The following is a 21,985-nucleotide window of genomic DNA, read 5'->3' as shown; positions in this document are numbered from 1 at the left end:
TCAGTTGAGCGCGTTCTTGAATTCTAGGAACCGCGCATCGGTCATGATCCGCGCCATCATCGCCTCGCGCAGGGCACCGATGGTTTTGTGGGGGCGCATGACGACCTCGAATTCCTGGATCAGCCCATCATCGTTCAGGGTGATCAGATCGACACCCACCGCATCCAGGTCACCGACCTTGCACTGAAACTCCAACGCCCAATCCTTGCCCGCACCCATCACACGGCGATAGCGGAAGTCCGAGAACACTTGCCCCACGTGCCCCAGTACCGCCGCCACCGGTGCGCGCCCTGTCCAGGTGCTGTAATAGGTGGGCGGTGAAAACCGCACATCCTCGGCCAGCAACTCGTGGATCAGGCTTTCATCGCCCTTGGCCACCACTTCTTGCATGTGTTTGATCGTGGGGTGCATGGTCTCTCCTTCCGTATTGGAGCGAGAGTTGCTGAACCGTTCCGTTCAGGCAAGCGCGACGTTGCGGGAGGTCGCGCGCTGCGATAGGCAGACGCGCATGAGCGAGACCTATGATCCCCCGATGACCCCCTTGGACGTGTTGCACGAGGATGCGCAGCTAATTGTGGTGAACAAGCCCTCGGGCTTATTGTCCGTGCCGGGGCGGGGCGAGCATCTGGCCGATTGCTTGCTGACGCGGGTTCAGGCGACGTTTCCGCAAGCGCTGTTGGTGCATCGGCTGGATCGGGACACTTCCGGCGTCATGGTCTTTGCTCAGACACCCCACGCTCAGCGGCATCTGAGCATGCAGTTCGAAAATCGTCAGACCCGCAAGACCTATGTGGCGCGCGTCTGGGGGCGGGTCGAGGACAAGACCGGAACCGTCGATCTGCCGCTGATCGTGGACTGGCCCAACCGCCCGCTTCAGATGGTGTGTCATGAGACCGGCAAAGCGGCCGTCACCGACTGGCGCGTGGTCAAGCATGAAGGCGAAACAACCCGCATGCGGTTGTTTCCAAAGACCGGTCGGTCGCACCAACTTCGGGTACATATGCAGGCGCTGGGTCACCCGATCCTGGGTGACCCGTTCTATGCCGAAGGTGCGGCGCGGCAATTCCCGCGCCTGATGCTGCATTCCGAAGAGCTACGCCTGAAAAGCCCCGAAGGCGGGGTTGCAATGAAGTTTCGCGCCAAGGCGGATTTCTGATCCTAAGCCGTGCTGGTCCAAATCAGTTTCAGATTGCCCAGTGAAAACCGCTTCGCTCGTTTCTTAGGGACGCAAGGTCGGCGAGCGGCCATGATTTCGCGTTCGATCTCAAAGGCACGCAGGGTGTGATCCTGTGCCCAGCGGTCCAATTTCAGGGTCATCATCACGTGATTGTCGCGGCTTGGCATGGGAATTCTCCTTTCAACTGATCCCAAGTCTGGCCCATCACTCCTGACACCACCCTGTCAGGGGGGTGTGCTAGTGTGTCAGCAGATCAATCGGAGACCCCCATGCGCCGTTCGACACGCCTGTTTGAAATCATCCAGATTTTGCGTTCAGCCGAAACGCCGGTGACGGCCGAGATGTTGGCAGAAAAGCTGGAGGTGTCCGCGCGCACCGTCTATCGAGACATTGCGGCCCTTCAGGCGCAACGCACCCCGATCGAGGGAGAGGCTGGTGTCGGCTATCTGATGCGACGCGGCTATGACCTGCCACCGCTGAATTTCGATGCCGAAGAGGTCGAGGCCTTGTGGGTCGGCCTGTCGATGCTGGCACGGACCGGGGATAGCACGCTGCAGCAGGCCGCCGACCGTGTGTGCCGCAAGATCGAGGCGTTGCGCGTGCCGACAGACTGGTTGCAGGTTGCCCCATGGGGGGCGCCGATGGATGATCCTGAAAAGGGTTGCGTACCGGTTGTGAACTATCGCGAGGCCATACGGAACGAGCGCAAAATCCGCATCACCTATGTCAATGCCAACGAAGATCGGACCGAACGGATCGTCCGGCCCGTTGCGCTGATCTATCATATCGAATGCACCATGCTGGCCGCGTGGTGCGAGTTGCGGAACGGGTTCCGCCACTTCCGTACCGACCGTATCTGGGCCTGCGAGTTGATTGACGATCACTTTTGCGGGCAGGGTGAGCCGTTGCGCGCGATCTGGCAGGAACAGAATCACTGGGATGTCCCCACAGGTACGTCGTAAGTGGCAGGTATTTGCCGATTTCACTTGATTGTTGCTTGAGCCTACCTGCGGGCAACGCGATATACTGCGCCAAACAATACGCGCCCGAAGAACGGGCGCCGGAGCAGAAGGTGATATCATGACGATTTCCAAATTTGTTTTGTCTGCCGGGCTATCCTCGGCTCTGGTCTTGGCGGCCTGTACGGACCCTGGCACGCTGAACCTGCCATCCGACCCCAATCAGAACACCAGACAAGGTGCGATTCTGGGCGGTCTGGTCGGGGCCGGAGTTGGCGCCATTGCAAACGACTCGGATCCGCTGTTGGGCGCGCTGGCAGGTGGTGCTATCGGTGCTGCAGGTGGTGGTCTGGTCGGCAACCAACTGGACAAGCAGGCGGCGGAACTGCGTCAGCAGCTGGCCAATCAGGGCATCACCGTCACCAATGCCGGAGATCGCCTGATCGTCACCGTGCCGAATGATATCAGCTTTGACACTGACAGCGCGACCGTGCGCCCGGCGCTGCGCGCCGATCTGGTGCGGGTAGGGCAGAACCTGACGCGGTATCCGAACTCGAACATTCAGGTCATCGGCCATACCGACAGCGATGGCGAGGCGTCCTATAATCAGGCCCTGTCCGAACGCCGTGCACGGTCCGTGGCAGATATTCTGCAGGCCAATGGGGTGAGCAGCGCCCGTCTCACGACTATCGGGCTGGGGGAAAACCGCCCCGCTGCGTCGAACCTGACGCCCGAAGGCAAGGCCCGCAACCGCCGGGTTGATATCGAGATTGTCCCCAGCGGCCAAACCTGACGAAACGGGGCACCTGCAGGTGCCCCTTTTTCGCACATTGACTGCGCGTCACATGGGCTTTGGTGCGCGCGTGCTTTGGGCTAGCTATTGGGAAACCCAAACCGGAGTTCCCCAATGTCCGCACCAATCCTTCTGAGCCTGTCCGGTTCGCTGCGTCAAAGCGCCACCAACCGCAAACTTCTACGCGAGGCGGCGCGGCTGTTCGACCCCGGCACCCATATCGAAGCCGACCTGAACCTGCCGCTCTATGATGGCGATCTGGAGGATGGTGAAGGCATTCCCGCGCCTGTTCAAACTCTGGCCGATCAGATCGCGCAGGCGCATGCGGTGATCATTTCCACACCCGAATACAACAAAGGCCCGTCAGGCGTGCTGAAAAACGCGTTGGACTGGGTCAGCCGAACCGAGGGCCGCCCCTGGGCTGACAAGCCGGTCGCCGTGATGTCTGCGGCGGCGGGTCGTGCCGGGGGTGAGCGCGCGCAGATGGTGTTGCGTGGCTATATGGTGCCGTTCCAGCCGCGCATCCTGCAAGGGCCGGAGATTCATCTGGCCAACAGTTCAAACGAGTTTGATGAGAATGGAAAACTGACCAGCGACCGCTATGAAAGCAGCTTGCGGACCCTGATGGAGAAGCTGCGGGCCGAGGCGGGGTTCTAACGCTTGTTCACACAGGTCAGGCTGCCTAATCTGCGGCCATGGCAGAGGAAATTCAGACCGATGTGATTGACCCGGCCCGCGCCGCCGCGTTTCAGGTGGCGCTGGGGCAGGAGGGGACGGTGACCGACGGAACGCCGCTGCCGCCGTTTTTCCATCAGCTCTATTTCTGGTTGCCGCGCCCGCCGTCCCAATTGGGCCGTGATGGTCACCCCAAGGTTGGCGGGCTGATCCCCGACATGGGACTGCCGCGCCGTATGTGGGCCGGAGGGCGATTGGATTTTAATGCGCCATTGATTGCGGGCCGTAGTGCCAAACGTCGGTCGACCTGCGACAGTGCAACCTCGAAAGACGGGCGCAGCGGGCCGCTCGGTTTTGTCACTTTGCGGCATGAAATCTGGCAGGGGGATACCCATTGTCTGACCGAATGGCAGGATCTGGTGTACCGTCAGGACCCTTCGCCAGATCAGGTCAAGCCCGCCCCACCCACGGCGCGCACCGATGAAACCGACCGACACGAGGTCACGTTCGATTCCACCTTGCTGTTTCGCTATTCGGCGCTGACCTTCAATGGCCACCGTATCCATTACGATCTGGATTATGCCCGCGATGTCGAAGGTTATGCCGGGCTGGTCGTGCATGGCCCGTTGCTGGCGCAGTTGCTGATGTTGTTTGCCGAAGAATTGATGGGGCCTTTGGCACGGTTCTCATTCCGCGCAACCGCGCCGTTGATGCAATTTGAAACCGCGACCTTGTGCCGGGAAGGGCAAACGCTGTGGGTGAGCGGCCCCGATGGGCGGCAATGTATGATCGCCGAAGCTGTTGCCCGGTCAGAGTGAGGCTTCGGGCAGGAAATCGTCGGGGATGTTATCGCGTCCGTCCAGAACCAGATCGGCCATGGCCTCGGCCACTTTGGGTGCCATGCCAAAGCCGATCTTGAAGCCTCCATTGGCGATGAACTGCCCCTGATGTAGCGGGTGTTCCCCCATCATCGGTGCACGACTTTTGCTGCGGGGGCGCACACCGGCCCAGCGGTCGATGACCTCTGCCCCATGCAATACAGGCACCGCGCGGGTGGCGCGGTCCAGCACATCATCCAGCGCGGCATCCGTACTGGCCGGGTCATCATATTCGCGTTCCGAGGTCGAGCCGATCGCCAGTGTGCCATCCGCATGGGGGACGATATGGATCGCATCCGCAAACAGCTGTGGCACTTCCCCAGCATCGAACCGCAACAGCGCAGCCTGTCCCTTGACGCCATTGCCGACGGTTTTGCCGAAGGCTTGGCTAAGTTCCAGTAATCCGGCCAGACCAGTGGCATGGACAACCTGCCCCTTGTTCGGCGCGTCTGTCACCACCTCGACACCCATCACCGCAAGCGCAGAAACCAGCGCAGCGCAGGCGCGGCGGGGGTGCATCCGGGCACTTAGCGTATCGTGGATCACGAAACCGGTTGGGCTGGGTGGGCACCATGACCCAAGCGTATCAGTCGCAACAACACGCCATTCGGCGTGACCCTGCCACAGCTTGTCCGCCGTAGCCGCGCGGGCATGGGCAAGCTCCAAGGTGCGGGCGTCAGTGACGGGCTGCAACCGGCCCAGACGCGCATACCCGGCGGAAGCCCCGCCGGTGGCTTCGACCTGTTTCCAGAAGGGTTCGGCCAGGATCAGGCTGTCGAATTGAAAGGCCTTCTTGGCGTTCCAGTTTTCGGGCACATGCGGGGCCAACGCGCCGACCAAACCACCGCTGGAGCCTGATCCGGGACCGAACGGATCGACAACCTGCACCTTGGCGCCGCGCCGGGCGCAGGTCCAGGCAATGGACAGGCCAAAGATGCCCGCGCCACGCACCGTTACATCGACCATTGCCATTCCCCTTATCCTTGTTCAGTGTCGCGCCGCTTAGCTACAGGATTCCCCGATGGCAGACCAGCGCGCCGAACTGACATGGACCGAGGATCAGATCCCGGTCTCGGGCCGTTTCGACGATCCTTATTATTCGCTGCAGAACGGGTTGGAGGAAACGCGGCATGTCTTTCTGGCGGGTAATGATCTGCCCGCGCGATTTGCGCCGGGGTTTCGTATCGCCGAGCTAGGTTTTGGCACGGGTCTAAACATGCTGACTGTGTGGTCCGAATGGGAGAAATCTGGCCAAACCACGCCCCTGACCTTCACCAGTTTCGAAGCCTTTCCGATGACGCCCGAGGACATGTCCCGCGCAATGGCATCGTTCCCCGAATTGACACCGTGGAGCGACCGTTTTCTGGCGCAGTGGCAGAGTGGCGGGTGCGATCTGGGGACCCTGCGCCTTGAAGTGATCGAGGGCGACGCTCGTCAGACATTGCCTGACTGGGCTGGTCGGGCAGATGCATGGTTTCTGGACGGGTTTTCCCCGGCAAAGAACCCTGAATTGTGGGGGGCTGATCTGATGCAGCAGGTGGCGGATCATACGGCAGCCGAGGGCACGGCAGCCACCTACACTGCCGCCGGATTTGTGCGGCGCGGGCTGGAAGAGGCGGGCTTTACCGTCGCCCGAACCCCCGGCTATGGCCGCAAGCGTCATATGACCCGGGCGCGCAAGCCATGACGCAGCAGAATAACGTGCGGGCCGGAATTGGCCTGATGATCGCGGCCACCATCGTGTTTGCCTTGCAGGACGGTATCTCGCGCCATCTGGCCGGGACCTACAACACCTACATGGTTGTGATGATCCGCTACTGGTTCTTCGCCGCGTTTGTCATTGCGCTGGCAGCGCGCGCGCCGGGCGGGTTACGGGCCGCAGCGCAGACGAGCCAGCTGGGGCTACAGGTGTTTCGTGGCGTCTTGCTGGCGGCAGAGATTTGCGTGGCCGTGTTTGCGTTCACCGTTCTTGGCCTGATCGACACGATGGCTGTGTTTATCTGTTATCCATTGTTGGTCGCAGCGTTAAGCGGTCCTGTGCTTGGTGAGAAAGTAGGTTGGAGACGCTGGTCCGCTATTGGTGTCGGTTGCATTGGAGTTCTGATCATCCTGCAGCCCGGGGTCGGGGTGTTCAATCCGTGGGCCATCGTTCCGCTCATATCCGCGCTGATGTTTGCACTCTATGGTCTACTGACCCGGTTCGCTGCCCGTAAGGACAGTGCGGCCACCAGCTTTTTCTGGACTGGAATTGCGGGTGCTGTTGCGATGACTTCGGTGGGAATGTGGTTCTGGGAACCGATGGCCCGCCCGGACTGGGTCTGGATGGCGGTGTTGTGTGTCAGCGGCGTGTTAGGCCACTGGCTGCTGATCAAATGCTATGAGATGGCCGAGGCCAGCGCGGTGCAGCCCTTTGCCTATTTCCACCTGGTCTGGGGTACGATTTTGGGCATCACGGTCTTTGGCGAGGCGCTGCGGCCAGAGGTCGTTCTGGGCGCAGCTCTGGTCGTGGCAGCTGGTCTTTTCACCCTATGGCGCGAACGCCGCCAGGGTTGAGCCGACCAATTCCTGCGAGAAGGGGATCGGCAGAGCGGGCTGACCCAGGCGCGCGCGATAGACCGGCAGGCTTTCGGCCACACGCATCACGTAGTTGCGCGTCTCGCTGAACGGGATCGTCTCGATCCAGTCGACCACGTCAATCTCACCGGCGCGGGGATCGCCATATCGATCCATCCACGATATCGGACGGCGCGGCCCGGCATTATAGCCTGCGGCCATCATCACCACATTGCCGTTGAAATCCTCTGCCAGCCCGGACAGGTAATTGGCGCCCAGCTTGGCGTTGTATTGCCAGTCCGAGGTCAGCTTGATTGTCTTGTGACCGCTGAGAATTCCCAGCTCCTTAGCTACCAGTTGCGCCGTGGCCGGCATCACCTGCATCAGCCCGCGCGCGCCCGCGCCGCTGATCACAACCGGATCGAACTCGCTTTCGCGACGGGCGATGGCCAAGGTCATCTCTTTCGCCATGGGCAGGCCCATATCGGCCACCGGATGCACCGGGTAATAGGCGGCGGGCAGAACAACGCCCGTTTTCGCCGCCCGTTTGGCGATCATCACCGCCAGATGCGGCTCTTTGAGTTCGATCACCAGATCGCCCAATTGCGTCGCCTGCACCTGATCCAGTTCTTCTACCAGATGGGTTAGGAAGCGTTCGGACAGGTTGTCTTCGCCCGCACGCAACAGCAGCAGCCCGGCTTCCAACACGCTGGAGTCGGCAAACTCGGCCTGTTTCCAATGCGGCGCGCGGCGAGGGTTGGCCAATTCGCTGTCAAACGGTCGTCCAATGCGTTCAGCCGCCAACAGGCCATAGAACGACGTCTGGTAATCCGCGCCCATCGCATAAGCTTCATAGGCTTTGTCGGCATCGCCTTGCGCGCTATAGGCCCGGCCCAGCCAGTATCCGCCGCGCCCTTTCGAGATCGGAGACTGCACCGCGCCTGAAAAGTTCTGGAAATGCCGCACGGCCGTGGCCGGATCGTTCAGCTTGCGCAGGGCCAAGAACCCCGCCAGCCATTCCAGATCGGCATAGGCATAGCCCATTTCCGGCGTCATGTGATGGTTCGCAGCGATCTGATAGGCGCGATTCACGTCGCCATTGCGCATCTCAAGCCGGGCCAGACGGCGGCGGCCCTCGGCCCATTTGTCAGGTTCACCCAGCGCCTCAGGCCCGGTCGAGCGTGCCAACATCAGGTCAATTGCGCTGTCGTCCAGCTCTTTCCGGTCGCGCCAGACAAAACGGTCAAAGGCCAACCCAGGCGCGTCGGCCAGGGATTTTGGAACGGCTGCAACCTTGCCATCGACACCGGGTTGGCGTTTTTGCAAGGCAATCCGCGCTTCGGCCAGCTTGCGCTGATCGGCACTGACCAAGGGCAGCATCTGCCCCGCGCTGACCAGATGGTTGTCCCACAGCATCCGGTCCAGCCGCGCCGCGTGGTGGGGTTTCAGCAGCTTGCTGAAATTCTCAAGGTAATTCTTCTGCAGACCCTTACCCATCGGCATGGTGCGCCATGCAGCTACAATGTCAGCCTCGGCATCACCTTCGCGCCCCTTGGCCATCAAGGCGACAGCATAGTTCAGCGCCCCTTCGGCGGTTTGCGGCGGTACGTCGGCGTAGAATTTCAAGACCCGATCGGGATCAGCACCGGTAAAGACCGGCTCGCTTTTGCGCCGCAGCCAGGCCAGACCCGGCCAATCCGGTCGGCGTTCCAGAAACACCAGCACATCGCCAGAGCTGCCATAGCCTTCGCGCAGCCAGTGCCAGACAATGATATCGCGGCTGACCGACCCCCGATTGCCCGAAACCCGCAGGGCGGCATTCCAGTCGCCCTTACGCATTTCGTTCATCCCGGCCCGCAGATCACCGACCGAGTCGGCCTGCGCTTGCCCCATTGACCCAAGAATCATTGCTATCAAAAGCGCTAGAACGCGTGTCATGCCTTGCATTTCCCAACCAACCAAGGATAGAGCCATTCAGGATAAACCTTGTGCCGACGGTATCAACTCACATCGCCATGATTGTGACGATCCTTGGGCACAAAAAACACAAACTGCACACTAAGGAGCGTGTCATGTTCAAAGGCTCAATGCCAGCCCTCGTCACACCGTTTTCAAACGGCGAGTTGGACCTGAAGACGCTCAAACACTTGGTGGAATGGCAGATTCAGGAAGGCTCGACCGGGCTGGTTCCTGTGGGCACCACCGGTGAAAGCCCGACCCTTAGTCATGAAGAGCATGAAACCGTTGTGGAAGAGGTGGTCAAAGCGGCCGCCGGTCGTGTTCCGGTTATCGCCGGGGCGGGGTCGAATAACACGGTTGAGGCAATCCGCTTTGTGCGATTCGCAGAACGGATCGGCGCCGATGCAGCACTGGTGGTGACGCCGTATTACAACAAGCCGACCCAAAAGGGTCTGGTGGCACATTTCCGTGCGCTGCATGATTGCGCCGATATTCCGATCATCATCTACAACATCCCCGGTCGGTCGGTCGTCGACATGACCCCGGCAACCATGGGTGAACTGGCTGAACTGCCGCGCATCGTGGGCGTCAAGGACGCCACTGGTGATCTGGCACGCGTCAGCCAGCAGCGTGCGGCCTGTGGGCCCGCGTTCTGTCAGCTGTCCGGCGAAGACGCGACCGCGCTGGGCTTTAACGCGCATGGCGGTGTTGGCTGCATCTCGGTGACCGCGAATGTCGCACCGAAGCTTTGCGCCGAGTTCCAGCAGGCGACGTTGGCAGGCGATTTTGCCAAGGCGCTGGAATATCAGGATCGCCTGATGCCCCTGCACGAGGCGATTTTCCTCGAGCCGGGTCTGGTCGGGGCAAAATACGCGCTTAGCAAACTGGGTCTGTGCAGTGACGAGGTCCGCTCGCCTCTGACACCGCTGGAAAACAGCACCAAGGTCGCCATTGATGCCGCAATGGCCCATGCCGGTCTGATTTGAGCCCGGCCTAGCCGGATGTTTTCACCCGGTTGGCAATCCCTTGGAAAAGATGGATTGGCCTGTCAGGTCAAAAAAGAAGGGGGCTGAGAGCCCCCTTTTATTATCGTTTTCCGTAGTACAGTCCAACGACGTGTTCGGCCTGTGCAAAGAATAGCCATCGGGAAATTGCAACGCCGGTCAGATGGGATAGGACGGCGAGCAATGCCAGTATGTGATGGAATGGCAGCATCAACAGGATCAGCGGTACGAAAATGGCCAACGTGAACGAGATGATCCGCAGCTTTTCGGCGTGTTTGCGCCCGACCACGTGGACGAACTCGCGCAGCAGATAGTTGGTGCCGGTATGGGGTGGTTCAAACGCCCGAACCGAACCGCGCCCGCCCAGGCCTGTAGCGGTGCCCAGATCAGTGCCGGATTGGACAAAGGCCTTGTCCCCTTGCCGCCAGTACATCAGTTGCACCGCGCCGGCGATCAACAACAACGGCATCGCCCAAGCAAGTTGCCCGGACAGAAGCGCCCCGCCCGCAAGGCTGAAGCTGAGGAACATGGCGGGTGTCAGCTTCATGTTCCAGCGCGGGATGGTCTTGAGCTGGGTATAGATCATCGATGTCGTGAACACTGTTGCCAGTGAGAACAAGGAACCGAGAACGCCCAGAGCGCCCCAGCGCTGCCCAAAAAACACCGCGCCGATGGCGTAAAGCCCCATCAGGATAAGGGCGATGACTGCGCACCAGCCTTCACGGCTGAGCCAGCTTGACCGCCATTGCGTGAAGGCCTTCATCGCGCGTTCCGGGTGGCCCAGGTGGAAGGTCGAGGCCAGCAAGCCGCCGACGGAAAGACCAAAGCCGATGGCAAAAAGCGCAAAGGCGACCCAGCCGGTGACGACGGGCAAGCCGAGGCCGAGGAAAAACAGCAGGCCAAAACCCAGGCCCGAGAGGGTGGTGAAGACGATGACGGAAGGTGCGGGATGCATCAGAGCTTCTCCAGAGTTTTGTCGAGCCAGCCAAGGAATCCTTTGGGTTCTTCGGCGACCGGGGCCAGCAGCGGGGCCAGAATGTCGATCTGATCCTCGATCTGATCCTTGGGCCGGGGTGGAAGGTATTTGTTGACGGGTTTGGTGCCCATTTCCGGCATCAGGTCCATGCCCTCACGCTCAGCCACCAGTTTGCTGACGTCGCTGTCAGGATCGCCAAGATCACCGAAATGCCGGGCCCCGGCGGGGCAAGTGCGCACGCAAGAGGGGACACGATCCACCTCGGGCAGGTTCTCGTTGTAGATGCGATCAACGCACAGGGTGCATTTCTTCATCACACCTTCCGCCTGATCCAGCTCGCGCGCGCCATAGGGGCAGGACCACGCGCATAGGCCACAGCCGATGCAGTCGCTTTCATTGACCAGAACGATGCCATCCTCGACCCGCTTATAGCTGGCCCCGGTGGGGCACACGGTGACGCAGGGCGCGTCTTCGCAATGCAGGCAGGATTTGGGGAAATGGATCAGCTGTGCGTGACCCTCATCCGGTGTCACTTCGTAGGAATGCACGCGGTTCAGGAAGGTGCCCGACGGGTTGGCGCCATAGGCATCCTGATCCGACAGCGGCGCGCCATAGTTTTCGGTGTTCCAGCCTTTGCAGGAAATCACGCAGGCATGGCAGCCAACGCAGGTGTCCAGGTCGATAACCAGACCCATCTTACGTTCGGTGGATTGGGGGAGTTGGGTCATTTGCCTACCTTCCACGCCAGATCTTTCGGGCCGGTTCCCACCGGCGATTTTATAGGATCGAATTCCGGTTGGCTTTCGGCGTCACCCGGGGCTTCGGCTTTTTCGATTTTGACCTTCAGGTCGAACCAGGCGGCCTGACCGGTAATGGGGTCGGAGTTGGCCCACCGCATGCCATCGCCTTTCGGCGGCATTAGCTCGTGAATCAGATGGTTCAGCAGGAAGCCCTTGGTGGCCTCGGGCGCGTCCTCTTGCAGGGCCCAGGCCCCTTTGCGCTTGCCGATGGCGTTCCAGGTCCAGACGGTGTTGTCGTTCAGCGCCGCCATTTCCATGACCGGCACTGTGATGGCGCCGTGCGGCGAGCTGACCTTGGCCCAGTCACCATCCTGCAGCCCGTGCTCGCGCATCAGTTTGGTTGGGACATAAAGCGGGTTGCGCCCATGCAACTGGCGCAGCCAGGCGTTCTGGGTGCCCCAGCTATGGTACATTGCCATCGGGCGTTGGGTCAGGGCGTTGACCGTGAAGCCTTCGTTGCCCTGTTGATCGGTCTCGTACCAGATCGGCAGCGGGTCCATCGTGTCTTTGATGCGCTGGCGCAGATGCTCGGGCGGTTGCCTCTCACCATGGCCTTCGGCCGCCAGTTGGAATTTGCGCATTGGTTCCGAATACAGTTGGAACAGGTAAGGCTGCGGGCTGTCATAGATCCCCATGCCAACGGCCCAGTCCTGATAGGCCGTATTCCAAGGTTTGTAGTAATCCGCACCTTCGGGAATATGCGCGACATAGAAGCCGCCGTTGTCGATATAGCGGTTCAATTGTTCCGGGTTGACCTCACCACGCCCTTCCTTGTCGCCATCTGGGCCACGGAAACCGGCCAGCGGGCCAATGCCCGGGCGGCGTTCGTGGTTGACGATGTAGTCGGCATAGTCCTTCCACTTGGCGCTGCCATCTTCGTTGGTGAAGCCGGGCAGGTTCATACGGTTGGCCAGTTCGATCAACACCGACTGGAAACCGCGGACGTCGCGATCGGGTTCGATCACCGGCCAGCGGATCGCATCGGCGGCGGCATCAGCCTCGCAGATCGGGCGGTCCAGCAGCGAAATACAGTCGTGCCGTTCCAGATAAGTAGTGTCGGGCAAGACCAGATCGGCATAGGCCACCATTTCCGAGGAATAGGCATCGGAATAGATGATGTTCGGAATGACGTAATTTCCGTCATCATCTTTGGCGGTCAGCATTTCCATCACGCCTTTGGTGTTCATGGACGAGTTCCACGACATGTTTGCCATGTACATAAACAGCGTGTCGATCTTGTAGGGATCACCCGCAGCAGCGTTTGAAATCACCATATGCATCAGCCCGTGGGCCGACATCGGGTTTTCCCAGGTGAACGCCTTGTCGATGCGAATGGGGCTGCCGTCATCGTCCAGCAGCAGATCGTCGGGACCGCGTGGAAAGCCCAGATGCGGCCCGTTCAGCGGTCGGCCCGGACGGCGGTCGCCATGCGGTGTCGGGTGCGCCTCGACCGGTTTGGGATAGGGCGGTTTGAAACGGAAACCTCCGGGCACTTCGACAGTGCCCAGCAGGATTTGCAGCACGTGCAGCGCGCGGCAGGTCTGGAACCCATTTGCATGGGCCGACACCCCGCGCATCGAATGGAAGCTGACCGGACGACCGATCATCTTGGAGTGCTTCTCACCCCGGAAATCGGTCCATTCGTGGTCCAGCTCGATCGCTTCGTCAAAGGCAACACGGGCGATTTCGGCCGCGATGGCGCGGATGCGTTGCGCCGGGATGCCACAGCGCTCGGCCACGGCCTCGGGCGCGTTGTCGTCGCTGAGGTATTTGTCCGCCATCAGGTGGAAGACCGGGCGGTGGGTGACGCCATCTTTTTCGTAGGTCGCCGACAGGTCAGGGCGCACACCCGGCTTGTCAAAGGCGGTCAGCTCGCCTGTGGTGCGGTCGATCACCAGCGGTTTTCCATCGGCGTCGCGCAGGAACAGGCCTTTCTCGGGGCCTTCGGCGGCATTCACCAGAACCGGCGCGTTGGTGTAACGGCTGAGGTAATCAAGGTCGATCTTGCCCGCCTTCATCAGCACGTGGATCAGCGACAGGATGAACAGCCCGTCGGTGCCCGGCGTGATCCCGACCCAGTCATCGGCGACAGCGTTATAGCCCGAGCGGATCGGGTTCACCCCGATCACCCGCGCGCCGCGCTTTTTGATCTTGCCGATGCCCATCTTGATCGGGTTGCTGTCATGGTCCTCGGCCACGCCGAACAGAATGAACAGCTTGGTGTGATCCCAGTCGGGCTGACCGAATTCCCAGAACGCGCCACCCATGGTGTAGATGCCACCCGCCGCCATGTTGACGGAACAGAACCCGCCATGGGCCGCATAGTTGGGGGTGCCGAAATTCTGCGCCCAGAAGCTGGTGAAGCTTTGGCTTTGGTCGCGACCGGTAAAGAAGGCCAGTTTCTGCGGCGCGGTTTCGTGCAGCTCGTTCAGCCAGCCAACGGCAGTGCTGATCGCTTCGTCCCATTCGATCTCGCGAAACTCACCCGAGCCGCGCGGACCAACCCGGCGCAGCGGCTTGCGCAGCCGCGACGGCGCGTTGACCTGCATGATCCCCGCCGATCCCTTGGCGCACAGAACGCCCTTGTTCACCGGGTGATCGCGGTTGCCTTCGATATAGGCGACCTTGCCGTCTTTCATATGAACGTTGATGCCGCAGCGGCAGGCACACATGTAACAGGTGGTGCGCCGAACCTCGTCCGAGACTTTAGGGCTGGTGTCTATCTTCGGTTGCTGGATGGTCATCTGGCGTCCTTCTGTCGGGGCGGATCAGGTCAGGAAAGTTATTCCGGCTAGGATAATTCCTGCAATGAAAAGAGTTTCTACGACGATCAGGGCGATTGCAGCGCCGCCGACCGAAAGGATTTGTTTCAGGTTGGTTTTCATGCCCACCGCCGCGATGGCGATCAGCAGCAGCCACCGCGATGCCTGGCTAAGCAGTTCAGTGATGAAAGGCGGGATCAGGCCGAATGAACTGGCGGCAGCCAGAACAAGAAATCCAAGGACAAAGCCCGGCAGGATCGGGGGCCGTTTGCCAGTTTCATCCATTTCAGCAACACCGCGGATGATCAGCGACGCGACCAGAACCACCGGGGCCAGCATCGCCACACGGATAAGCTTTACCAGTGTTGCGGTGTCGCCGGTCTGCTCCGAGATCGAAAATCCTGCGCCAACCACCTGTGCCACATCGTGGATCGTACCGCCCAGGAACACACCGCCCGCGATGTCATTCATTCCCAGTGTCCGCACCAGGATCGGATAGGCGATCATCGCTATGGTCGACAGAACGGTCACGCCCAGAACGGTAAAGATCAGTCGTTCCTCGGACCGTTCATCTTTGGGCAGGATGGCACTGATTGCCATCGCGGCAGAGGCCCCGCAAATCGCGACAGACCCTGCCGTCAAAAAGGCAAAGCGCCATTTGTGACCAAAGAACCGGGCGACCAGAAGTCCAAAGCCGATCGTTGCCAGAACCCCGCCCACGACCAGCGCGATCAAATCCCAGCCCAGCCCCATCATCAGTGTCATCGAAACCCGAACGCCCAAAAGGGCCACGCCCAGGCGCAACAATGATTTCGCTGCAAAGCCGATACCGGGAACGGTTTTACCTTCTTCCCCAAGAAAGCTGAGCGCAATGCCCAACAGCAACGCCATCAGCATCGCCGGGGTCTCATAATGCTCGGACAGAAACTTGGCGGACACGGCAACGATGACCGCCACCAGAATGCCCGGAAAGAGGGTACGGGCCTTCTGCGTGGCGTTTACACCGACAAAGTTTGAAATCTGGGTCTTGGCCAGCATCAATTTAATAGTCCTTCTTGACGCTGTAGCGTCATCGGCGGGCTTGTCGCCGGGGTTGTTATGGGCTCAGGTCAACACGTCTCGGGCTCAGCTTCGGCATGCTGGGCCTGAACAGCTGTAACGGCGATCATGTGCAGCACATCATCGGCTGAACAGCCGCGCGACAGGTCGTTTGCCGGTTTCGCAAGCCCCTGCAGAACAGGGCCGACGGCCTCTGCCCCGCCGATGCGTTGCGCGATCTTGTAGCCAAGGTTACCGGCGTCGAGATTCGGAAAAACAAACACATTGGCTTGCCCTTTCAACGGCGAATCTTTGGCCTTTTTGCTGGCAACTTCGGGCACGTAGGCGGCGTCGAACTGCAGCTCTCCGTCGATCAGCAGATGCGGGCTTGCGGCTTTGGCGATCCGGGTGGCTTCGACCACCTTGGAAACTTTGGGATGGTTGGCGCTGCCGCCTGTGGAAAAGGACAGCATGGCAACACGGGGTTCTTGGCCGGTCAGTGCGTGGTACGACGCCGCCGATGCCTGCGCGATTTCGGCCAGTTCCCGTTCGTCGGGATCAACAACCAGACCGCAATCGGCAAAGATGTGAACACCCTGAACCGCGTGGTGGTCGCGGTCATAGATCATCAAAAAGAAGCTGGACACCATATGGGCGTCGGGCGCTTTGCCAATGATCTGCAAAGCGGCGCGCACAGTGTCCGAGGTGGTTTCAACCGCCCCTCCGACGGTGCCATCGGCCAGTCCCAGGTGGACCAGCATGGCGGCATAGTTCAGGCGGCTTCTGATCAGTTTCTGCGCGTTCTCTGGCGTCATGCCCTTGTGCTTGCGCAACTCATAATAGGTCGTGGCGAACCGATCTGTATGGGGGGATGTCGCGGGGTCATGGATGGTAATCCCGTCCACATCGGATCCGCCTTTTTCCGCCAGCAAGGCGGTGATCTTGGCGTGATCGCCCACAAGGATGATATCGGCGGCATTTTCGGCACGCGCTTTCAGCGCACCTTCCACCACACGTGGATCATCGCCCTCAGCAAGGGCGATGATCTTTTTGGAACTGGTCGCAGCCCCAAGTATTTGGCGCAGGGGCTTCACGTAATTATGCTCCGGCCTGGGGCTTCATGTCCGCAGCGTCGATACCAGCGACCTCGACGGGCTTCTTCATCGCATCGCGGCGGAACGGGTCACCCAATTCCTGGTTGATCATCGCTTCGATCAGCGTGGTGATGCCGTTTTTCTGATCGATGATCGCCTGGTTCAGCGCCGCAGTCAGCTCGTCCTGTGTGCGCGCCTGAACGCCCTTCAGTCCACAAGCTTGCGCGATGCCCGCATACGATACTTGCTGGTCCAGCTCTGTGCCCACGAAGTTGTCGTCGAACCACAGGGTCGAGTTACGCTTTTCCGCGCCCCACTGATAGTTGCGGAAAACGATCTGGGTTACAGCAGGCCATTCTTCGCGACCAATCGCCGTCAGCTCGTTCACTGCGATGCCGAATGCGCCGTCACCTGAGAAACCGACAACCGGAACATCGGGGCAGCCAATCTTGGCACCGATAACCGCTGGCAGGCCATAGCCGCAGGGGCCGAAAAGGCCAGGAGCCAGATATTTGCGACCCTCTTCAAACGACGGATACGCATTGCCGATGGCGCAGTTGTTGCCGATGTCGGACGAGATGATTGCCTCTGTCGGCAGCGCCGCCTGAATTGCGCGCCACGCCATGCGCGGGCTCATCCAGTCGGGCTTGGCGGCACGGGCGCGCTCGTTCCAGGTGGTGCCCGGATCGTCGTTCTCGTGGGTCAGCGAGCTCAGCTCTTGCGCCCAAGCAGATTTGGTGGTGGCGATGGTGTTTTTGCGATCTTCTCGACCTGCGTCACCAGCATGATCACCCAGACGGGCCAGTAGACCTTCGGCAACTTTCTTGGCATCGCCAACGATGCCAACCGTGACATCTTTGGTCAGGCCGATACGGTCAGGGTTCAAGTCAACCTGAATGATCTTGGCGTCGGTCGGCCAGTAGTTGATGCCGTAGCCGGGCAGGGTCGAGAACGGGTTCAGACGGGTGCCCAGAGCCAGTACGACGTCTGCTTTGGCGATCAGCTCCATACCAGCTTTCGAGCCGTTATAGCCCAAAGGACCGGCAAACAGCGGGTGCGAGCCGGGGAAGGCGTCGTTGTGCTGGTAGCCAACGCAGACCGGTGCGGTCAAACGTTCGGCCAGTTCGGCAGATGCGGGGATCGCGCCGGACAGAACAACGCCAGCGCCGTTCAGGATGACGGGGAACTTGGCTTCCGACAGAATGTCAGCCGCTTCCTGCAGTGCGTCGTCACCGCCTGCGGTGCGAGCGAATTCAACGATCTTCGGCAGCTCGATGTCGATAACCTGGGTCCACATATCGCGCGGGATGTTCATCTGAGCCGGTGCCGAGGCACGCTTGGCCTGCAGGATTACCCGGTTCAGAACTTCGGCGACACGCGACGGGTCACGCAGTTCTTCCTGATAAGCCACGCAGTCCGAGAACATGCGCATCTGCTCCATCTCCTGAAAACCGCCCTGACCGATGGTTTTGTTCGCGGCCTGTGGTGTGATCAGAAGTACTGGTGTGTGGTTCCAGTATGCGGTTTTAACAGCCGTTACAAAGTTGGTGATCCCAGGACCGTTTTGCGCGATCATCATCGACATCTTGCCGGTCGCGCGGGTGTAGCCGTCGGCCATCATGCCGCCGGACCCTTCGTGCGCACAGTCCCAGAACGAAATTCCGGCCTTCGGGAAAATATCCGAGATCGGCATCATGGCCGAGCCGATGATACCGAACGCATGTTCGATCCCGTGCATCTGCAACGTCTTAACGAATGCTTCTTCAGTCGTCATTTTCATGTGTGTGATCTCCGCGCATGTGTGGAATGGCCGGGCCCGGTGCCCCGCCTTTGCATACGGTTTTGACCTATGGGGGAGGGCTGCGTTAGGGCCAGATGGATTTGCGGAATATGTCCAGTATGGCGCTAACAGCCGCGGATGGCCTCTGCGATCAATTTCACACCCGGTTCGATACGGTCCTGCCGGATCGAGGAATAGCCGATACGGTAGAAACTCTTCGGCTGATCAGGCCCCGAAAAGAACGGCGCGCCGGGTTCGATATGAACGCTCTGGCCCTGCAGCGTGTGGGCCAGTTGCGTTGTGTCGACGTGTTCAGGGGCAGACATCCACAGGGATGATCCGCCCATGATGCCACGCCCGGCCACTGTCAGCCCGTGTTTGTCGATCGCTTGGTCCAAGGCCTCGCGCCTGCGCGCCAATGCCTTGGACATGCGCCGGATCTGCGCGTCGTAATGGCCCAATGACAGGAAATAGGCGGCGGTGCGCTGGATGTGTCCCGGCGGGTGGCGCAACACCAACGAACGCAGCGCCCGCGCCTCGCGGATGAAAGGTTCCGAGCCGACCATGTATCCCAGGCGCAATCCCGGAAACAGCGATTTTGAAAAGCTGCCAACATAGATCACGCGGCCATCGCGGTCCATCGACTTCAACGCCGGAGAGGGCGCGCCCAAAAAGGCCATTTCGAATTCATAATCGTCTTCGACCACCATCGCGTCCAGGTCATGCGCGCGTTCCAGCAATTTGTGCCTACGCTCAACGGGCATAGTTGCAGTGGTTGGGCTTTGGTGACTGGGCGTCGTAAAGATAACGTCGGCGGTGTCAGGCAATGTCTCAGGGGGCAGCCCGTCGCGGTCGACAGGTATCGGAGTCACGTCGCAATCCCAATGCTCTAGCAGGCTGCGCAGAGAGTAATAGCATGGGTCTTCGATCACCGCGGTGCGATTGTGGGTCAGCAAAATGCGTGAGGCCAGCCACAGTGCGTTCTGCGCGCCCATGGTGATCAGAATCTCTTCGGGGCGGGCGGCGATGCCGCGGCGGGGCAGGGTGTGACGGGCAATGAATTCGACCAGAAGCGGATCATCCTGATCCACGTAATCGGTGGTGAGGGATTCGAAATCCTTGTGCCCGAGGGCGCGCACGGCACACAGGCGCCAGTTGGCGTGGTCAAAAAGATTGCGATCCGCCTGCCCGTAAATGAATGGATAGCGATAGCTGCGCCAGTCCCGTGGTTTCGACAGCATGTCCCCGCCCGAGAATCGGCGAGCCAGCGCAGCATCCCAATCCACGGTTTCGGCACCGCGCTGAAGGGGTGTGTATTTCGGCGGCACCGGTGCGTTTTGCGAGACGAAATAGCCCGAACGCCCCTTTGCCGTCAGATAATCATTGGCCAGCAGTTCGGTATAGGCCAGCGTCACCGTAATCCGGCTGACACCCAGATGGGCGGCCAGTTTGCGTGATGAGGGCAGCTTTTCCCCGACATGAAACCTGCCGGACAGTATGCCTTCGGCAATCATCTGCTGGATCTGCGCCTGCAGCGTACCTTGCCCGTTCAGCTCAAGAAAGAATGTGTCGACCGATATTGCCATGAGGTCTTATAGGGTGGACCTAAAAGATGAGCAATCTGGACTTATGACTTTTCCAAAAATTCCCGCGTTGCCGTGCTTGACGGTGGGTTTCAATTAACCTAAATAACTAGAAATCTAGTTTAATGGAGAATCGAATATGTGGGAAACTGCTGCAGCAGGATTTTCGGCCATGGGGTCCGAGGCCCGGTTGAAGGTTCTGAGAACTTTGGTCCGCGCCGGGCAGGCGGGCCTGACGGTTGGTGAAATTCAAGAGCGGACGGGAATAGCACCGTCAACCTTGGCGCATCACCTTCGGTTTTTGGCCGCTGGCGGTGTCGTGGAACAAGAGAAAGTCGGGCGCAGCACGATCAACCGTGCCTGCTATGACGAGTTGAGAAATATGGCGCAGTTCATCCTTGCCGAATGCTGCGCGGACGAAGTGGGAAAGGCCGCGAACGATGGCTGAACTGACGCAAAATCCCAAAGTGCCCGTGAAGGCGCTTGATCTGATCAAAACCCCTTGGGCATTGATCGTTGCAATCCTGGCCGCCGTGGCTGTTCTGGACCCTGGTAATTGGGTTGAAGTCGTGACTTTTGCTGGTAAGGCGCTGATCCATACCGGCCAGTATATCCTGTTTGCCGTTTTGTTGCTGTCCTACCTCAAGGCGACCGGGGCCGAGGTGATGGTCGCGCGCGCCTTTGAAGGGCGCGAGACGCGGATGATCTTCCTTGCTGCGGTGTTTGGTGGATTGGCGCCGTTCTGTTCCTGTGAGGTCATCCCGTTCATTGCCGGATTGCTGGCGCTGGGTGCGCCCCTGTCTGCGGTGATGGCGTTCTGGCTCAGCTCTCCGTTGATTGACCCGCCAACCCTGTTGATCACCGCCGGTGCGTTAGGATGGCCCTTTGCGATAGGCAAGGCGATTGCTGCGGTGGCGCTGGGTCTGTTCGGCGGTTTCGTTGTGCGCGGCCTGATGCGCTCGGGCGCCTTTGCCCAACCGCTGCGCGACTACAAACCGGCCGGTTGCAGCGCTTGTGGTGGCCCAAAACAGGATGACAAACCGGTCTGGCGATTCTGGCAGGAAGCTGAGCGTCGTCAGCGGTTCCAGTCGGAATTCGTTCACAACGGGCTGTTCCTGCTGAAATGGCTGGCCCTGGCTTATGTACTTGAGGCGCTGTTGGTCAGCTACGTTCCGGCCGATCTGATCGCCCGCGTGGTGGGGGGCGAAGGTGTCGTACCCATCGTGATCGCGGCGTTGGTCGGGATGCCTGCCTATCTGAATTCCTACGTCGCGCCGCCACTGCTAGCGGGGCTGACAGAACAGGGGATGAGTTCGGGGGCCGCGATGTCGTTCATGATCGCGGGTGCGGTCAGCTCGATCCCGGCGATGGCAGCGGTGTGGTCACTGGTCAAACCACGGGTCTTTGCCACCTATCTGGGTCTTGGGATTACCGGGGCGATCATTGCTGGTATTCTGTTTCAGATGATCTAAAGGAAAAACCGCCCGGAGATACCTCCGGGCGGTTTTGCTTATTGGTTGGCCTCGCACAGGCTCGGCAATTTGAACCTGTACCGTGCCTCTCCGCTGTTTACGTAGACACGTTTTTCGACGCAGGCTGTGGTACCTACTGTTCGTGCGACATGCTCTTTGGGTTCGTTGATGGAGGTGGCCGACCCATCCGGCAATTGAATCGAGGCTATGACACCGTTCTTCAAGTCACCGTTCACGGGGGTTGCCGACAGAACCGAAACGGTCAGGTATGAGTCATGTTCGTGCGCGCCGTTGTCATTGAAGACCAGCAATGCGGTAGCAATCGAGATGGTGCCGACGATTGCAACCGCCAACAAACCCCATGTCTTCAAAAAAGCATAGATTGATACGGCGCGGTGCGGGCCAAAGATTTTGGACAGGATGGTCAGCATGGAATCCCTGCGGAAAAAAGCCCCGGCCTGTTCGGACCGGGGCCAATCTGT

Annotated in this window: 22 protein-coding genes; 10 read left to right on the top strand and 12 right to left on the bottom strand. The window is 60.1% G+C overall.

The window, feature by feature from the left end; translation table 11 throughout:
- Positions 1–411, bottom strand: coding sequence for a nuclear transport factor 2 family protein (locus tag ACR3EP_RS12470; protein ID WP_170398292.1), 411 nt, complete (start codon positions 409–411; stop codon positions 1–3).
- A gap of 97 nt (positions 412–508) precedes the next feature.
- On the opposite strand from ACR3EP_RS12470, the gene ACR3EP_RS12465 reads away from it, so the two are divergent.
- On the top strand, positions 509–1,156 hold the full coding sequence (locus ACR3EP_RS12465) for an RluA family pseudouridine synthase (RefSeq protein ID WP_170362323.1): 648 nt from the start codon (positions 509–511) through the stop codon (positions 1,154–1,156).
- A 2-nt stretch (positions 1,157–1,158) separates the two neighbouring features.
- On the opposite strand, the gene ACR3EP_RS12460 is transcribed toward ACR3EP_RS12465, so the two are convergent.
- Positions 1,159–1,344 (bottom strand): hypothetical protein, encoded by a 186-nt coding sequence (locus tag ACR3EP_RS12460; RefSeq protein ID WP_480638077.1) that lies wholly within the window; start codon positions 1,342–1,344, stop codon positions 1,159–1,161.
- A 102-nt stretch (positions 1,345–1,446) separates the two neighbouring features.
- On the opposite strand from ACR3EP_RS12460, the gene ACR3EP_RS12455 reads away from it, so the two are divergent.
- The 4 genes from ACR3EP_RS12455 to ACR3EP_RS12440 all read left to right on the top strand — a co-directional run bounded on the left by ACR3EP_RS12455 (position 1,447) and on the right by ACR3EP_RS12440 (position 4,422).
- Positions 1,447–2,139, top strand: a complete 693-nt coding sequence (locus tag ACR3EP_RS12455; RefSeq protein ID WP_170351019.1) for a helix-turn-helix transcriptional regulator — start codon at positions 1,447–1,449, stop codon at positions 2,137–2,139.
- Positions 2,140–2,257: 118 nt separating this feature from the next.
- The gene (locus ACR3EP_RS12450; RefSeq protein ID WP_170351018.1) at positions 2,258–2,929 is read left to right on the top strand and encodes a YiaD family glycine zipper/OmpA-like lipoprotein; all 672 of its coding nucleotides are present in this window, start codon (positions 2,258–2,260) and stop codon (positions 2,927–2,929) included.
- A gap of 114 nt (positions 2,930–3,043) precedes the next feature.
- Complete coding sequence (locus ACR3EP_RS12445) at positions 3,044–3,586, top strand: NADPH-dependent FMN reductase (protein ID WP_170506695.1); 543 nt, start codon at positions 3,044–3,046, stop codon at positions 3,584–3,586.
- 38 nt (positions 3,587–3,624) lie between these two features.
- On the top strand, positions 3,625–4,422 hold the full coding sequence (locus ACR3EP_RS12440) for an HTD2 family dehydratase (protein WP_480638074.1): 798 nt from the start codon (positions 3,625–3,627) through the stop codon (positions 4,420–4,422).
- Here the strand turns inward: ACR3EP_RS12440 and ACR3EP_RS12435 are convergent.
- Complete coding sequence (locus tag ACR3EP_RS12435) at positions 4,414–5,454, bottom strand: NAD(P)/FAD-dependent oxidoreductase (RefSeq protein WP_480638073.1); 1,041 nt, start codon at positions 5,452–5,454, stop codon at positions 4,414–4,416. The two genes, ACR3EP_RS12440 and ACR3EP_RS12435, sit on opposite strands and share 9 nt — an antisense overlap.
- A gap of 49 nt (positions 5,455–5,503) precedes the next feature.
- Between ACR3EP_RS12435 and mnmC2 the strand changes: the two genes are divergently transcribed.
- Positions 5,504–6,169 carry a tRNA (5-methylaminomethyl-2-thiouridine)(34)-methyltransferase MnmC2 gene (gene mnmC2 / locus ACR3EP_RS12430; RefSeq protein ID WP_480638071.1) on the top strand — a complete coding sequence of 222 codons (666 nt, stop codon included), beginning with the start codon at positions 5,504–5,506 and terminating at the stop codon, positions 6,167–6,169.
- Entirely contained in the window at positions 6,166–7,035 is an 870-nt protein-coding gene (locus ACR3EP_RS12425) for a DMT family transporter (RefSeq protein WP_170362317.1), read from the top strand. Before mnmC2 ends, ACR3EP_RS12425 begins: the two co-directional genes overlap by 4 nt.
- Here ACR3EP_RS12425 and ACR3EP_RS12420 read toward each other — a convergent pair.
- Positions 7,009–8,973 (bottom strand): lytic transglycosylase domain-containing protein, encoded by a 1,965-nt coding sequence (locus tag ACR3EP_RS12420; protein WP_480638070.1) that lies wholly within the window; start codon positions 8,971–8,973, stop codon positions 7,009–7,011. The two genes, ACR3EP_RS12425 and ACR3EP_RS12420, sit on opposite strands and share 27 nt — an antisense overlap.
- 134 nt (positions 8,974–9,107) lie before the next feature.
- Between ACR3EP_RS12420 and dapA the strand changes: the two genes are divergently transcribed.
- Positions 9,108–9,980: a 4-hydroxy-tetrahydrodipicolinate synthase gene (gene dapA, locus ACR3EP_RS12415; protein ID WP_480638068.1), complete on the top strand. Its 873-nt coding sequence runs from the start codon at positions 9,108–9,110 to the stop codon at positions 9,978–9,980.
- A gap of 100 nt (positions 9,981–10,080) precedes the next feature.
- Here dapA and ACR3EP_RS12410 read toward each other — a convergent pair whose 3' ends face one another.
- The 7 genes from ACR3EP_RS12410 to pdxR all read right to left on the bottom strand — a co-directional run bounded on the left by ACR3EP_RS12410 (position 10,081) and on the right by pdxR (position 20,034).
- Positions 10,081–10,953 (bottom strand): dimethyl sulfoxide reductase anchor subunit family protein, encoded by an 873-nt coding sequence (locus tag ACR3EP_RS12410; protein ID WP_170351011.1) that lies wholly within the window; start codon positions 10,951–10,953, stop codon positions 10,081–10,083.
- Positions 10,953–11,702: a 4Fe-4S dicluster domain-containing protein gene (locus ACR3EP_RS12405; RefSeq protein ID WP_170362313.1), complete on the bottom strand. Its 750-nt coding sequence runs from the start codon at positions 11,700–11,702 to the stop codon at positions 10,953–10,955. The genes ACR3EP_RS12410 and ACR3EP_RS12405 overlap by 1 nt, the downstream gene beginning before the upstream one ends.
- Complete coding sequence (locus ACR3EP_RS12400; RefSeq protein ID WP_480638066.1) at positions 11,699–14,518, bottom strand: molybdopterin oxidoreductase family protein; 2,820 nt, start codon at positions 14,516–14,518, stop codon at positions 11,699–11,701. Before ACR3EP_RS12400 ends, ACR3EP_RS12405 begins: the two co-directional genes overlap by 4 nt.
- A 24-nt stretch (positions 14,519–14,542) precedes the next feature.
- Entirely contained in the window at positions 14,543–15,574 is a 1,032-nt protein-coding gene (locus tag ACR3EP_RS12395) for a YeiH family protein (protein WP_480638064.1), read from the bottom strand.
- Between the two features lie 71 nt (positions 15,575–15,645).
- Positions 15,646–16,668, bottom strand: a complete 1,023-nt coding sequence (gene pta, locus ACR3EP_RS12390) for a phosphate acetyltransferase (protein WP_480638062.1) — start codon at positions 16,666–16,668, stop codon at positions 15,646–15,648.
- A 4-nt stretch (positions 16,669–16,672) separates the two neighbouring features.
- Positions 16,673–18,448, bottom strand: a complete 1,776-nt coding sequence (gene xsc, locus ACR3EP_RS12385; protein ID WP_480638060.1) for a sulfoacetaldehyde acetyltransferase — start codon at positions 18,446–18,448, stop codon at positions 16,673–16,675.
- Between the two features lie 125 nt (positions 18,449–18,573).
- Positions 18,574–20,034, bottom strand: a complete 1,461-nt coding sequence (gene pdxR / locus ACR3EP_RS12380; RefSeq protein ID WP_480638058.1) for a MocR-like pyridoxine biosynthesis transcription factor PdxR — start codon at positions 20,032–20,034, stop codon at positions 18,574–18,576.
- 136 nt (positions 20,035–20,170) lie between these two features.
- Here pdxR and ACR3EP_RS12375 point away from each other — a divergent pair, with 136 nt between their 5' ends.
- Both ACR3EP_RS12375 and ACR3EP_RS12370 read left to right on the top strand, forming a co-directional pair.
- A complete protein-coding gene (locus tag ACR3EP_RS12375) occupies positions 20,171–20,479 on the top strand; it encodes an ArsR/SmtB family transcription factor (RefSeq protein WP_480638056.1) in 309 nt (102 codons plus the stop codon).
- Positions 20,472–21,503 (top strand): permease, encoded by a 1,032-nt coding sequence (locus tag ACR3EP_RS12370; protein ID WP_480638054.1) that lies wholly within the window; start codon positions 20,472–20,474, stop codon positions 21,501–21,503. The genes ACR3EP_RS12375 and ACR3EP_RS12370 overlap by 8 nt, the downstream gene beginning before the upstream one ends.
- A 38-nt stretch (positions 21,504–21,541) precedes the next feature.
- Here ACR3EP_RS12370 and ACR3EP_RS12365 read toward each other — a convergent pair whose 3' ends face one another.
- A complete protein-coding gene (locus tag ACR3EP_RS12365; protein ID WP_170362307.1) occupies positions 21,542–21,934 on the bottom strand; it encodes a hypothetical protein in 393 nt (130 codons plus the stop codon).
- Positions 21,935–21,985 lie beyond the last annotated feature (51 nt).

This window comes from Ruegeria sp. BB10 (genome assembly GCF_056535725.1).
The sequence above is the reverse complement of the archived record's forward strand: the minus strand, read 5'-3'. Positions and strand labels throughout refer to the sequence as shown.

What these genes read in the sequence shown, in the direction of transcription:
- ACR3EP_RS12420 (WP_480638070.1), bottom strand. Translation starts at nt 8,973, where the DNA reads ATGACACGCGTTCTAGCGCTTTTGATAGCAATGATTCTTGGGTCAATG.
- mnmC2 (WP_480638071.1), top strand. Translation starts at nt 5,504, where the DNA reads ATGGCAGACCAGCGCGCCGAACTGACATGGACCGAGGATCAGATCCCG.
- ACR3EP_RS12395 (WP_480638064.1), bottom strand. Translation starts at nt 15,574, where the DNA reads ATGCTGGCCAAGACCCAGATTTCAAACTTTGTCGGTGTAAACGCCACG.
- ACR3EP_RS12445 (WP_170506695.1), top strand. Translation starts at nt 3,044, where the DNA reads ATGTCCGCACCAATCCTTCTGAGCCTGTCCGGTTCGCTGCGTCAAAGC.
- ACR3EP_RS12425 (WP_170362317.1), top strand. Translation starts at nt 6,166, where the DNA reads ATGACGCAGCAGAATAACGTGCGGGCCGGAATTGGCCTGATGATCGCG.
- xsc (WP_480638060.1), bottom strand. Translation starts at nt 18,448, where the DNA reads ATGAAAATGACGACTGAAGAAGCATTCGTTAAGACGTTGCAGATGCAC.
- ACR3EP_RS12470 (WP_170398292.1), bottom strand. Translation starts at nt 411, where the DNA reads ATGCACCCCACGATCAAACACATGCAAGAAGTGGTGGCCAAGGGCGAT.
- ACR3EP_RS12455 (WP_170351019.1), top strand. Translation starts at nt 1,447, where the DNA reads ATGCGCCGTTCGACACGCCTGTTTGAAATCATCCAGATTTTGCGTTCA.
- pdxR (WP_480638058.1), bottom strand. Translation starts at nt 20,034, where the DNA reads ATGGCAATATCGGTCGACACATTCTTTCTTGAGCTGAACGGGCAAGGT.
- ACR3EP_RS12410 (WP_170351011.1), bottom strand. Translation starts at nt 10,953, where the DNA reads ATGCATCCCGCACCTTCCGTCATCGTCTTCACCACCCTCTCGGGCCTG.
- ACR3EP_RS12465 (WP_170362323.1), top strand. Translation starts at nt 509, where the DNA reads ATGAGCGAGACCTATGATCCCCCGATGACCCCCTTGGACGTGTTGCAC.
- ACR3EP_RS12440 (WP_480638074.1), top strand. Translation starts at nt 3,625, where the DNA reads ATGGCAGAGGAAATTCAGACCGATGTGATTGACCCGGCCCGCGCCGCC.
- ACR3EP_RS12435 (WP_480638073.1), bottom strand. Translation starts at nt 5,454, where the DNA reads ATGGCAATGGTCGATGTAACGGTGCGTGGCGCGGGCATCTTTGGCCTG.
- dapA (WP_480638068.1), top strand. Translation starts at nt 9,108, where the DNA reads ATGTTCAAAGGCTCAATGCCAGCCCTCGTCACACCGTTTTCAAACGGC.
- ACR3EP_RS12400 (WP_480638066.1), bottom strand. Translation starts at nt 14,518, where the DNA reads ATGACCATCCAGCAACCGAAGATAGACACCAGCCCTAAAGTCTCGGAC.
- ACR3EP_RS12450 (WP_170351018.1), top strand. Translation starts at nt 2,258, where the DNA reads ATGACGATTTCCAAATTTGTTTTGTCTGCCGGGCTATCCTCGGCTCTG.
- ACR3EP_RS12460 (WP_480638077.1), bottom strand. Translation starts at nt 1,344, where the DNA reads ATGCCAAGCCGCGACAATCACGTGATGATGACCCTGAAATTGGACCGC.
- ACR3EP_RS12405 (WP_170362313.1), bottom strand. Translation starts at nt 11,702, where the DNA reads ATGACCCAACTCCCCCAATCCACCGAACGTAAGATGGGTCTGGTTATC.
- ACR3EP_RS12365 (WP_170362307.1), bottom strand. Translation starts at nt 21,934, where the DNA reads ATGCTGACCATCCTGTCCAAAATCTTTGGCCCGCACCGCGCCGTATCA.
- ACR3EP_RS12370 (WP_480638054.1), top strand. Translation starts at nt 20,472, where the DNA reads ATGGCTGAACTGACGCAAAATCCCAAAGTGCCCGTGAAGGCGCTTGAT.
- ACR3EP_RS12375 (WP_480638056.1), top strand. Translation starts at nt 20,171, where the DNA reads ATGTGGGAAACTGCTGCAGCAGGATTTTCGGCCATGGGGTCCGAGGCC.